The 12568-nt window shown below is 73.7% G+C and carries 8 protein-coding genes and 1 pseudogene; 4 read left to right on the forward strand and 5 right to left on the reverse strand.

Annotation, left to right across the window (positions count from 1 at the left end; genetic code table 11):
• Positions 1–126: 126 nt before the first annotated feature.
• Together Asi03nite_RS06390 and Asi03nite_RS06395 are read right to left on the reverse strand one after the other, a co-directional pair.
• Complete coding sequence (locus tag Asi03nite_RS06390; RefSeq protein ID WP_239102457.1) at positions 127–4005, reverse strand: MMPL family transporter; 3879 nt, start codon at positions 4003–4005, stop codon at positions 127–129.
• Between the two features lie 53 nt (positions 4006–4058).
• Positions 4059–4865 (reverse strand): hypothetical protein, encoded by an 807-nt coding sequence (locus tag Asi03nite_RS06395; RefSeq protein WP_239102459.1) that lies wholly within the window; start codon positions 4863–4865, stop codon positions 4059–4061.
• Positions 4866–5102: 237 nt separating this feature from the next.
• Between Asi03nite_RS06395 and Asi03nite_RS06400 the strand changes: the two genes are divergently transcribed.
• On the forward strand, positions 5103–5678 hold the full coding sequence (locus Asi03nite_RS06400) for an FKBP-type peptidyl-prolyl cis-trans isomerase (protein ID WP_203677481.1): 576 nt from the start codon (positions 5103–5105) through the stop codon (positions 5676–5678).
• A gap of 177 nt (positions 5679–5855) precedes the next feature.
• Here the strand turns inward: Asi03nite_RS06400 and yaaA are convergent, their stop codons facing one another.
• Positions 5856–6665, reverse strand: coding sequence for a peroxide stress protein YaaA (yaaA, locus tag Asi03nite_RS06405; RefSeq protein ID WP_203677482.1), 810 nt, complete (start codon positions 6663–6665; stop codon positions 5856–5858).
• A gap of 183 nt (positions 6666–6848) precedes the next feature.
• Entirely contained in the window at positions 6849–7436 is a 588-nt protein-coding gene (locus Asi03nite_RS06410; RefSeq protein ID WP_203677483.1) for a TetR/AcrR family transcriptional regulator, read from the reverse strand.
• Positions 7437–7547: 111 nt separating this feature from the next.
• On the opposite strand from Asi03nite_RS06410, the gene Asi03nite_RS06415 reads away from it, so the two are divergent.
• Positions 7548–8345 (forward strand): class I SAM-dependent methyltransferase, encoded by a 798-nt coding sequence (locus Asi03nite_RS06415; protein ID WP_203677484.1) that lies wholly within the window; start codon positions 7548–7550, stop codon positions 8343–8345.
• 53 nt (positions 8346–8398) lie between these two features.
• On the opposite strand, the gene Asi03nite_RS06420 is transcribed toward Asi03nite_RS06415, so the two are convergent.
• Positions 8399–10045, reverse strand: a complete 1647-nt coding sequence (locus Asi03nite_RS06420) for a copper resistance CopC/CopD family protein (RefSeq protein WP_239102460.1) — start codon at positions 10043–10045, stop codon at positions 8399–8401.
• An 82-nt stretch (positions 10046–10127) separates the two neighbouring features.
• Here Asi03nite_RS06420 and pgm point away from each other — a divergent pair, with 82 nt between their 5' ends.
• Complete coding sequence (pgm, locus tag Asi03nite_RS06425) at positions 10128–11750, forward strand: phosphoglucomutase (alpha-D-glucose-1,6-bisphosphate-dependent) (protein ID WP_203677486.1); 1623 nt, start codon at positions 10128–10130, stop codon at positions 11748–11750.
• Between the two features lie 45 nt (positions 11751–11795).
• A pseudogene (locus tag Asi03nite_RS06430) lies at positions 11796–12568 on the forward strand (GGDEF-domain containing protein); the annotation flags it as partial.

Below are 12568 nucleotides of genomic sequence, written 5' to 3' on the forward strand. Positions count from 1 at the left end.
CGTCGTATCTCCTGTTCTGCCGTGCTGCCGCAGGCACTGTATTACCAAGAGGTTCTATCGGCCGCCGCGCGCGTCCCTCAAGCGTCTCCCGTCACGGTTCGCCACGGAAATCGCGGAGGTACGGCGTCATCCGGCCTGGCCGGGGTCGTGATCCTGGCGGCTGCCGCCGGGGGCGGTGCCCGGGGAGTCACCCGTCGACGGGCCACCACCGGATCGGCGCGGGCGGTTGGCGTCCGGGGTGTGGTCGGCGAGCGTGGCCGGGCGCCGGGTGGACGCCGGGGGCTTGCCACCGGGCAGGTCGCCGAGCGTCCGCGGGCGGGGCGCGCCCGAATCGGCCGGGCGGGTCCCGGCGGACAGCCAGTCGTCGAGGCTGCGCGGGCGGGCCTGGGCCGGGTTGCCGTGCAGCCACTCGTCGAGCGTCTGCGGACGCTGCCCGGCCCCCGGGCCACTGACCGGCGTGGCGTCCGCCTCCCGGTCGGGCGAACCTTCCCGCGCGGCGTCCGCCTCCCGGTCGGGCGAACTTTCCCGGGCGGCTTCTTCCGCGGCCGGGTTCTCCGTCGCTTGATCTTTCTCGGCCGGGTTCCGTGGGCCGGAAGTCTCCTCGGCGGAAACCTCACCGGTGGTGAGGTTCGCGTCCGTGGTCTCCGTCGTCGACATGTCCGCGACGGCGGATACGTCGTCCGTGGGCCGCGGCGGGTGGTCGTCGGCGCTGACAGCGGGCCGGGTGCGGCGCCGGGCCGGCTTGGGAAGGTCGCCCAAGGTCGCCGGACGGTTGGCCCGCGTGGGGATCACGTCCGGCTCTTCCCGGGTGCCCGGAGCCGGCGTCGCCGGGTTCGCGAGCCACGGGAACTCCTGACTCGTGGTGGCGGCGTCGGCCGGCCTGACGATTCCGGCGATGCGCGGGTCCGACATCCACGTGAAGGCGTCCGCCACCTCGGCCGGGATCGCAGTGACCGGTGTCGCTTCCTTGGGGGCGCCTCCTTCCGCGGCGTCCGGTTCCGGCAGCGGCCGGGCCGACGTTTCCGCGTCGTCCTCGACCTGCGCGGTCTCCTGGGCCTGCGCGGATTCGTCGGTGGGCGCGGTCTCCTGGGCCTGCGCGGATTCGTCGGTGGGCGCGGTCTCCAGGGCCTGTGCGGTCTCGTCGGTGGGCGCGGTCTCGTCGACGTCCGCGGTTTCGGTGGGCGTGGCCTCGTCGATCTGCGCCGTCTCCTCGGCCTGCGCCGCCTCCGGTGCGGGGGCGGCGGGCTGGTCCGGGGGTGCCGGGGAATCGCCGCCGTCGGACTCCGGCTCGCGGGACTCGGTCGCCGTGTCGTCGTGGGAGGTGTCCGGGTCGGCCGGGGTGGCGCGGTCGGCTGCGGTCTCGTCGAAGAGCGGGGTCGATTCGTCCGGGGTGAATTCCGGCGGTTCCGGATCGTCCGCCGCCAACGGATCGGTGACCTGCGGCGGGACGGTGATGACCTGGGTGGAGTCGAGGTCGGAGGCCGGTTCGGCGGCGACCGGGGGAGTGGAGACCTCGTCGTCTGCCGGGTCCGGCCCGGCCGCGGTCCCGGTGGAGACGACCGGGAGCAGCTGCGTGCGGTCCGGCTCCGGGTCCGGGTCCGGGTCCGGGTCCACAGAGCGTTCGGCGGCGTCCGGGGTGGCGTCGGCGCTCGGTGCGGCGCCGGAGACGGACGACACCTCGGCGGCCGGCTTCGGGTCCGGGTCCCAGACGATGACTGACGTCTCGTCAGGAGCCGTCACCAGCGCGTCGTCGTCCTTGACGGCCGGCAGGACGGCGGTGGCGTCGCCGGACCCGGCGAAGGACACCTCCGGGCGGTGCGCCCCGGCCCCGGCGTACTGCAGGATCTCAGTTCTGGCGTCAGCGGCCGACGGCGTACCGGAAGGCTCCTGCTCTCCGGCGTGTTCCGCGAGCCCGGCCCTCTCCTGGAGTCGCCGCAGCGCCCCGGGCGCCCACCACGCCGCGTCCCCGAGCAGGGCCAGGACCGCCGGGACCAGCAGCATCCGGACGACCGTCGCGTCCAGGACCAGGGCGACGATCATGCCGACGCCGACGAACCGCATGGTGGTGACCGTGGACAGCGCGAACGCGCCGGTCACCACGATCAGCAGGATCGCCGCGGCGCTGATCACCCGGCCGGTGCGGGTCAGGCCGATGCTGACGGCGTCCGCGGTGGTCGCGCCTCTGGTCCGGGCCTCGACCATGCGGGAGAGCAGGAACACCTCGTAGTCGGTGGACAGGCCGAAGACCACGGCCGCCATCAACACCACGATCCCGGCTTCCAGCGGGGCCGGCGTGACGCCGAGCAGGCCGGCGCCGTGGCCCTCCTGGAAGAGCCAGACCAGCAGACCGAACGTCGCGCTCAGGCTGAGCCCGCTCATCACCACCGCCTTGACCGGCAGCAGGAACGAGCCGAAGGCGAGGAACATCAGCAGCAGCGTGGCGCCGGCCAGCAGGCCGATCATCAGCGGCAGGCGGTCGGCGATCGCGTCCAGGCTGTCGACGTTGCGGGCGGTGACGCCGCCCACCAGGATCCGGGTGCCGGCCGGTGGGCTCATCCCGCGGATGTCGTCGACGACCCGGCGCGCCGGGGCGCTGAACGAGTCGGTGCTCCGCAGGGCGGCGTTGAGGACCGTGACGTTCTCGCCGGCCCCGGACGGGTTGACCGAGGCGACGCCGGGGACCTTGGCGAGGCGCGCGGCGAAATCCTCGGCGCCGGCCGGCGGGCCCTGCAGCACGACCTGCACGCCGTCGCTGCTGAACTGCGGGTACGACGCCTTGAGCGTCGCGATGGCCACGCGTGACGGGTCGCCGGCCGGCAGCATCCGCTCGTCGTTCTCGCCGAACCGGACGTCCTTGATCGGCACCGCCAGCACGAGCAGGCCGATCAGGATCGGGACCGCCACCACGACGGGGCGGCGCAGGACGAAGCCGGCCAGCCGCTGCCACCCGGCGCCGGTCCCGGCCGGGCCGCGGCGGCCGGGCAGGCGGACCGGAGCGTTGTCGACGCGCGGGCCCAGGATGGCCAGGGCCGCCGGGAGCAGGGTGAGCGAGAGCAGCATCGCCAGGAAGACGGCGGCGAGACCGCCGTACGCCAGCGACTTGAGGAATCCCTGCGGGAAGAGCAGCAGACCGGCGAGCGCGGTCATCAGCAGGGTCGCGGAGAACAGGACGGTACGGCCGGCGGTGCCCACGGTGCGGCGTACCGCCTCGGCCGGATCGTGTCCCGCGGCCTGCTCCTCGCGGAACCGGCCCACCATGAACAGCCCGTAGTCGATCGCCATGCCCAGCCCGAGCAGGCTCGCCACGTTCACCGCGAACGAGTTCACGTCGTGCCCGAGCGCGACCGCGCGCAGCACCCCGAGCGAGCCGAGCACCGCGCAGCCGCCGACGATCACCGGCAGCGACGCGGCGACCAGCGAGCCGAAGATGAACAGCAGCAGGATCAGCACCACCGGCATCGAGATCATCTCGGCGAACGCGAGGTCGTCCGTGGAGCGCTGGTTCGAGGTGTGCGCGAGCGGGATGCCGCCGGCCAGCTGCACGGTGGCGCCGTCGACGGTGAACCGGTCCGCGATCTCGCCGTACGCCTCGGTCTTGGCGGCGTCGTCGGCGCCGGCCAGCGTGACGACAGCGACCGCGCTGGACTTGTCCTTCGCGGCATACGCCGCGTTCTTCTTGTCCCAGTACGAGACGGTCGCCGTCACCGACGACCGGGGCAGCGCCGCGAGCCGGTCCCGGATCCGTTCCGTCAGCCCGGCGTCGCCGATGGCGACACCCGGGGCCGGGGTGTAGATCGCGACGACGTCGCCGCCCTGACCGCCGGCCGCCTCGGCGACCACGTCCGCCGCGCGGGCCGACTCGCTCGCGGGGTCGGCGTAACCGCCCTCGGTCAGCTGCCCGAAAACGCCCATGCCCCAGACCCCGGCGCCGAGCACCGCCACCAGCGTGACGATCAGCACCGGCCATCGGAGGCGGGCGACCCGCGATCCCCAGCCCGCGAACACCCTGTTCCCCTTTCCCGGTGGTGTTCAGGGCACGCACCGGTTCGTACCGAAAGCTAGAAAAGAGTCGCCGCTTCGAGCGCGACCCCACCGCAGTCGTCGTCGAAGGATTTCTCAGTGATCCACTCGATGGAGATCTTGCCAGGACCGGTGGCGCGATAGCTGACCGTGTACTTCGCGGTCCGCAGCGAGCTCCCGCGTTGGTCCAGCCGCGAGGTGACGGTCTTCCCGCCGGTGGTGAGCTTGAGCCTGAGCAGCCCCTGCCCGTTCAGCACCCCCAGGTAGAGCCGCAGCTTGCGCGGTTGCGGGGTGGCCGGCGCGGACAGGGTGAAGCCGTTGCCGGCCCCGCAGGTCCGGATGCCGCTGGTGGCGCCGCCGCTGCCGGCCGCCGGGGTGCCGCCGGACCAGCGGAACCGTTCCGGGCTCACGGTGTGCCGGCGCCGTGGCGCGTCCGGGGTGCCCTCCAGGATCGCGAAGTTGCCCCCGGCGTCGCGCTCCAGCGAGTACACGCCCTCCTCGCCCCAGTGCACCCAGTCGACCTTGCCCTCGTCGCTGAGATCGACCGAGTCCGGGACCGTGCCCTGCTCGACGGTGATCGCGTTGATCGGCGCGGGGCTGGTCGAGAGCGACGGGCTGGGCAGCGGGATCGGCACCTGGTCCAGGGTCGGCTCGGCGGCCGCGCCGGCCACCGGATCGTTCTCCGGGTGCCGGCCCGAGCGGCTGACCAGGGCGGCGACGCCGACCAGGACCACGACCAGCACGCCGCCCAGGATCACCACGGCCGGGGCGAGGTGTTCCCGCCAGCGGGGCCGGCCGGGCGCCAGCAGCACATCCGGCACCTCGGGGCGACGACGGCGCAGCAACGGGTCTCCAAGATGCGGGGCGACGATCGGACGGCAGTGGGTGGAACGATCTCATCTTCCGGCGGTCGGGTGAAGAGCGGCCCCGGGTACCGCCCGTACGGTTGATCAACCGCATCGGCGATTCGGCGGAGGTTTGGCGCGGCTTTTCCGGGCATGGGCGAGTACGGTGGCCGGAGTTTCCGTTCGGTATCCGGCCGGCCCCCGCGGCGGCCACCAGAGTCCAGGAGGAATCGGCAGATGAGTGACCGGACCGCCGTGGTGGACAAACGCCGCAGCCAGGCCATCGCGGGCGGGGTGGCCGGCGCGCTCGTCTTCGCGGTGCTGGTGGTGGTGTTCTTCGTGGTCCGCTCCGGCGGCGACGAGCAGCCGTCCGCGACGAGCGCCGCCACGACGTCCTCGGCCGCACCTGTCGAGCCGGCACCGGTGGGCAGCTCCGCGCCGGCGGCCGCGTCCGGCTCGCTCCCGGCGGAGCTGTCCAAGGAGCCGGACGTCCAGCCGGGCACCGGCGGCCCGCTGACCAAGCTGGTGGTCACCGAGCTGGTGAAGGGCGCCGGGCCGGTGGTCAAGTCCGGTCAGACGGTGACCTTCAACTACAAGCTGATCCCGTACAAGGGTGGCAGCGTGATGGACTCGTCGTGGAGCCGTCACCAGCCGTTCACCTCGCCGATCGGGGTGGGCTCCCTGATCCAGGGGTGGGACCAGGGCATTCCCGGGCAGAAGGTGGGCAGCCGGATCCAGCTGGACGTGCCGGCCGCGCTCGCCTACAAGGACCAGGATCTGCGCTTCGTCGTGGACATCCTGGCCGCCCAGTAACGCGTTCCCGCTGGTCTGGCGGGTGCCTCCGGCCTCGTGAGGCGCCTCCCGGCGGCGGCCCGGGTGGCTGGTTTTCCGGGTGTGCCGCGGCCCGGGGAGGGGCTTGCGGCGCCGGTTGGGGCGTGGGGCCTGGTCCTCCAGGGGTGTCTCGCGGGTGCCAGGCGCCGGGACGGGCGGTCAGAGGTCCGTGACGACGATGTCGAGCTGGCGCGGCCTGCCGGCCGGGGACGGGCGCTCCTCGACGGTGAACGTGAGGTCGCGCATGGCGGTGATCAGGTCGTCCACGGTCCCCGGCGTGGCGCACTCCGTCGCCAGCGCGCGGACCAGCCGTCCCTTGGTCGCCTTGTTGAAATGGCTCACCACTGAGCGTTTCGGGACACCGTCCACCACCCGCTCGTGCAGCACCCGCAGCGCCGCGACCCGGCTCGCGCTTTCCGCCGGCGGCGCCCACATCGCCGCATAGGCGCCCGACCGGAGATCCAGCACAGGTCCGTCGGCGGCGGCCTGGTCGAGGGCCTTCCGCAGACCCTTCTTCCAGTACGCCGCGAGCCCGCCGACCGGCGCCGGGAACGTCACGCCCACCGAGCAGCGGTACGCCGGGATCCGGTCCCCGAGCCGCACCACGCCCCAGAGCCCGGAGAAGACCACCGCCGCCGGCAACAGCCAGGCCCGCGCCGCGTCGTCGAGGGTTTCCACGTCCAGCGCCTCGTACAGCACCCCGGTGTAGACCTCCGCCGCCGGCGCCGCCGGGGCATCCGGAAGCTCCGCGTTGCGGGCGATCTCCGCCCGCTGGCCCTCGCTGAGCCCGAGCACGCCGAGTGAGTCGGCAATCGACCGGGCGCTGCTCCGCCGGCACATCGCGACCAGCTTGGTCAGCACCCGCTGCCGGGCCGGGGCCAGCTCGGGCAGCCACAACCCGGCCAGGTCGAGCGGCTCACCGGAGGCGGCGGGGGTCTTGCCCTCGGACGGCGGCAGCAGAATCAGCACGCGGCGAGACTACGCGCTGTCATCGCAAGGCACCCGATCAGGCCGGGTCCGCCACGCGCGGACAGGGCGAAGGGCGTTCGGGCCCCGGCGGCGGCTGGTGACCGTTCCGGCGGTCGTGGTGGCCGCGTGGGCGGCGCAAGGATTCGGCAAGGCGGGCGCCGGCGGCGCGGTTGCCGGAAGAGCTCAGGCGGCGCCGGAGCTGAGCACCGTGCTGACCATCCGGTGGACGGCCTCCTCGGTGGGGCGGCCGCCGGTGCGATCGGCGAAAAGTAGGTGACCGGTGCCGATCATCATCGCCGCCAGCACGTCCACGTCCGTGCCGGCCGGGACGCGGCCCAGCGCCCGCTCGGCGGCCAGATAGTCGCCGATCATCCGGGCCGCCTCGGTGAGCACCGGCACTCCGGCCGGCCAGGTGTGCCGGAGCCGGGCCCGCAGCTCGTCCCGGAAGGTGATCAGCGCGACGACGGCGACCGCCACGGACTCGAACACCGCGGTGACGGCGGTGGTCAGGTTGCCGGCGACGGTTCCGGTGCCGGCCGCCTCGCGCAGCGCCGCGGCCTCCGGGGCCAGCCGCTCGACCCGGTCCAGGACGTAGTCGGCGAGGAACGCGTCGAAGTCCTCGAAGTGCCGGTGTAGCACGCCCTTCGCGCAGCCGGCCTCGGTGGTGACGGCCCGGCTGGTCAGGCCGCTGGGCCCGGAGCGCAGCAGGATCCGGTCGGCGGCGCCGAACAGCTGACGGCGAACGTCGCGGAGGGCGACCCCTGTCGGCACCTGGTGGTCCTTTCTGCACGCGGCGGGCCGGCCTCGGTGCGCGCGGCGGCGTGACCAGCCTGCCCAATCTACCGGCTTCCCGAGTGGGCGATTGCCCACTAGAGTGGGCGCATGCCCACTGACCCTCAGATGCATCAGCTCCGGCAGGCCGCGGAGTCGTTCGGCGTGGACGCCGCGCGCTACGACCGCACCCGCCCGCCGTACCCGCTCTCGCTGCTGAGCCGGATCCTGGCGGCCTCGCCGGGGCGCGACGTGCTGAACGCCGGGTGCGGCACCGGGATCGAGTCGCGGCAGTTCCAGGCGCTCGGCTGCACGGTGCTAGGCGTCGAGCCCGATCCGCGGATGGCCGACTTCGCCCGCTCGACAGGCGTCCCGGTGGAGGTCGCCACATTCGAGGACTGGGAGCCGGCCGGGCGGACATTCGACCTGGTCGTGGCCGGGACGGCGTGGCACTGGGTGGATCCGGTGGCGGGTGCCCGCCAGGCGGCCCGGGCACTGGTCCCGGGCGGCCGGCTGGCGCCGTTCTGGCACACGTTCACGCTGCCCGGCGAGCTGGCCGCCGCGATGGGGGAGGCGCTGCGGCGACTGGTGCCGGACTCGCCGTTCGCGATGAGCCGCCGGCCGCCCGGATCGCCGCTCGACAATTACCGGCCGATCCTGGACAAGGCGGCGGACGGGATCCGCGCGGCCGGCGGGTTCGGGGCTGTCGAGCAGTGGCAGGTGGACTGGGAGAAGGTGTATACGCGGGACGAATGGCTGGACCAGCTGCCCACGTCCGGGGCGCTGACCAGGCTCGCGCCGGGGCAGATCGCGCAGGTGCAGGAGGCGGCCGGCGCGGCTGTCGACCGGCTGGGCGGGAGCGTCCCGATGGCGTACACCTCGGTCGCGGTCACCGCGCTCCGGCAGTGACCACAACAGAGCCCGGCCTGATCGCGGCCGAGGTACCGCCCCGGGCCGGCTGATCAGCCGGCGGCGGCCGGGACGGTCACCGTGGTGCGCACGGTGGCGCGGTTGAGGTCGTCGACCCGGATGGTGAAGGCGATCTCGTAGCGCCCCGGCAGCGGGAAGGACACCGAGCCCAGCGAGTGGTGCGGCGGGTCCAGGCCGAGCAGCGGCTCCTTGACCGCCTCCAGGTCCTGGTCGAGGTACTTCGTGCTGATCGCCCACTCGGCCGGCGGGAGCGGCCTGCCCTCCGGGGTGTAGAGGAACGCGTGCACGGTGTTGTACTCGCCCAGCTCGACCGGGTAGATGTTGAACTGGAGTGTGTAGAGCGGGCAGGTCAGCGTCTGCGACACGCCGTCGCCGCGGACCGCCCCGGCCTCCGCGCCGGCCGTGCGGCTCGGGTTGACCTGGACCAGCACCGCGCTCAGGCCCAGGATCACCACGGTCGCCAGCACCTCGATGCCGACCGTGCGGCGCAGGCCGGCGCCGGCCCGGGAGCGCCGGACGAACCGGCGGGCGACGGCCGCGACGGCGAGGACCGCGACCAGGACGGCCAGCTTGGTGAGCAGCAGGCGGCCGTACCCGGTCCGGACCAGCGCGTCCACCGAGCCCACCTGGACCACCGCCTGCACCGACCCGGCGATCGCCAGCCACAGCACGGACAGCGCGGCCCACCGCGACCAGACCGGCAGCAGCACGCCGAGCACCCGGCGGTCGGTGCCGCGCAGCACGAAGACCAGCAGCGTGACCAGGCCGCCGAGCCAGAGCGCCATGGTGGCCAGGTGCACGACGTCGACGGCGACGGTGACCGCCGGCATCGGGGCGGCGACCGCGTGACCGGTCAGCGGCCACGTCGCCAACCCGCCGAGCCCCAGCAGGCCCACGGCGACGGCCCGCGTGCGGTTGCCCGTCGCGCGGCGGCGGAGCAGGGGTGGGAGCAGGACGAACAGGATTGCCAGCACGGCCAGCCGGGCCAGCATCGCCAGGCCGAACCGGCTGGTGGCGACCTCGGCCAGCTCACCGGCGGAGATCTGCCAGAGAGCGGCGCCGCTGGCCTGCTGTGCCTGCGAGCCCAGAGCGCCCAGCGCGGAGAGGGCGGTCAGGCCGAACCCGATCCGGATCGTGCGCAGGACACCCGCCCGGGACCGCCGACCCGGCCACAGGAAGGCCAGGAACATCGCCGGGCCGACGATCAGTGTCAGACCCGCGTACCCCAGGAATCGGAAGGTGGGCACGGCGGCCCGGACCGAGGGATGGATGCCTGTGGTCTCGGCGGCCTCCGGCCGCGCCGAGGGCGCGCCGACCGAGAAGGTGATCGCGCCGCCGACCGGGTGGCTGTCCGCGGAGATCACCCGGAAACTGATCAGGTACGTCCCGAGCGGGTGCCTCGCGGTGCGCACCGGGATGTGCAGGACGGCTCCGCGCGCGGTGGCCAGGCCGGAGATCCGCTCGCCGTCCGGCGCGATCACCTGCACGCGCCCGCCGACCGGGGTGATCGCCTCGCTGAACGTGACGGTCACCTCGGTGGGGGAGGAGCCCACCACGCTGCCGGGCGCCGGGTCCGAGCCGACCGTCGCGGCGTGCGCGAGGGCCGGCTCCGGCGCCGTGAGAAGCCCTCCCGCGGCGATCAGGAGCAGCAACACGAAGCGCGGAAGTTTCCCGGTCACGCAGGATAGTTCGGATGGGGGTGCGGAAAGGTTCAAGGCGCCCGTAGCTGGATACCATCCGGACACACCCTCAGGAGGCGCGATGTCCGTCCATTCCCGTGCCGGCCGGCCCGCCGAGCCGTCCGATCTGATCGACGTGCCGAAGGTCATCTCCCGGTACTACACCGAACACCCCGATCCGTCCGAGCCGGCCCAGCGGGTCGCGTTCGGCACGTCCGGGCACCGCGGGTCCAGCCTCCGGACCGCGTTCAACGAGGATCACATCGCCGCGACCAGCCAGGCGATCGTCGAGTACCGCCGGGAGCAGGGCACCACCGGCCCGCTGTTCCTCGGCCGGGACACGCACGCGCTCAGCGAGCCGGCGCAGATCACCGCGCTGGAGGTGTTCGCCGCCAACGACGTGACAGTGCTGATCGACAGCCGGGACGGTTACACGCCGACTCCCGCGGTCTCGCACGCGATCCTCACGTACAACCGCTCGTCCGCGGTCAAGGCGGACGGGGTCGTCGTCACCCCCTCGCACAACCCGCCGGACGACGGCGGCTTCAAGTACAACCCGCCGAACGGGGGGCCGGCCGACACCGACGCCACCACGTGGATCCAGGACCGGGCGAACGAGCTGATCGCCGGCGGCCTCAAGGACGTGCGCCGGGTCGCCCGGGGCGAGCCGGCGACGTACGACTTCCTCGGCTCGTACGTCGACGACCTGCCCTCGGTGATCGACATCGAGGCGATCCGGAACGCCGGGGTGCGCATCGGCGCGGATCCGCTCGGCGGGGCCAGCGTCGCGTACTGGGGCGAGATCGCCGAACGGCACCGGCTCGACCTGACCGTGGTGAACCCCATCGTGGACCCGCGTTTCGGCTTCATGACGCTGGACTGGGACGGCAGGATCCGGATGGACTGCTCCTCGCCGTACGCGATGGCCTCCCTGATCGCCCAGAAGGACCGCTTCCAGATCGCCACCGGCAACGACGCCGACGCCGACCGGCACGGGATCGTCACGCCGGACGGCGGCCTGATGAACCCGAACCACTACCTCGCGGTCGCCATCGGCTACCTGTACCGCAACCGCTCCGGCTGGCCGGGCGGCGCCGGGATCGGCAAGACCCTGGTCTCCTCCTCGATGATCGACCGGGTCGCCGCCGACCTCGGCCGCACGCTGGTGGAGGTGCCGGTCGGCTTCAAGTGGTTCGTGCCGGGCCTGATCGACGGCTCGATCGGCTTCGGCGGCGAGGAGAGCGCCGGCGCGTCGTTCCTGCGCCGCGACGGCTCGGCGTGGAGCACCGACAAGGACGGCATCATCCTGGACCTGCTGGCCTCGGAGATCATCGCGGTCACCGGCCGGACGCCGAGCGAGCACTACCAGGAGCTCACCGAGCGCTTCGGGGCGCCGGCCTACGCCCGGATCGACGCGCCGGCCACCCGCGAGGAGAAGGCGGTCCTGGGCAGGCTGTCCCCGGAGCAGGTGACCGCGAAGGAGCTCGCCGGCGACCCGATCACCGCGGTGCTGACCAGCGCGCCCGGCAACGGCGCGGCGATCGGCGGCCTCAAGGTGGTGACCGGGTCCGGCTGGTTCGCGGCCCGGCCCTCCGGCACCGAGGACGTCTACAAGATCTACGCCGAGTCGTTCCAGGGCGCCGACCACCTGGCGCGCATCCAGGAGGAGGCCCGCGGCGTGGTGTCCGCGGCCCTGCGGCGCTGACCGACCGCTCAGATCCGGCCGGGGCCGACCGACTGGTAAGCCATCATGAGCGCATCCGAGACCGCCGGCACCCGGCCACGACCCGGCGGGGCGGCACCCGCCGTGGTCGCGCTCGCCGCGACCGCGGGGGTGCTGCTCTGGCTCCTGCTCGGCGCCCCCGGCCCGCTGCATCTCGGGTTCCTCGGGGCGCCGGTGTCGATGGCCGCCGCGGTCGTCGCGTGCCACCGGGTCGGCCGCGAGGACCGGCTGTCCCGGCCGGTCCGCTCCTTCTGGCGGCTGCTGCGGCAGGCCGGCGTGCTGCTGCTGATCTCCTCGATCGTCTCGCTGCTGCGGGCCAACAACGACACCGGGCTGTCGCCGTGGGTCGGCGTCCCCATGCTGGCCGGCGTGCTGACGCTGATGACCGCGTTCATCCGCCTGCCGTTCGGCGAGCGCACCACGATCGGCTGGATCCGCGCGCTGCTCGACGGCGCCACGGTGGCCGTGGCCAGCACCCTGATCTTCTGGTACGTCGTGCTCGACCTGGCCCCGCCCGGCACCTCCCTGGTCGCCCGGGTGGCCGCGGCCGTCGTCGGGGTCAGCGGCGTGCTGCTGCTCGTGGTGATCGGCAAGGCGGCCGCCGCCCCGGCGAGCGTGGTGCACCCCGCCTCGCTGCGGGTGCTCACCGTCGCGCCGCTGGTCGACGTGGCCGGCACCACCCTGCTGATCGCCGGCGCCGACTGGGGCCGCCTCGCCCTCTCCGTGCTGGCGCTGCCGCTGGTCGGCGTCTCCGTGACGGTCGCCGCGTACCTGCAGCGGCGGGCGCCCGCCACCCCGCC

The sequence above is a fragment of the Actinoplanes siamensis genome (assembly GCF_016862395.1).
Classification (GTDB): Bacteria; Actinomycetota; Actinomycetes; order Mycobacteriales; family Micromonosporaceae; genus Actinoplanes; species Actinoplanes siamensis.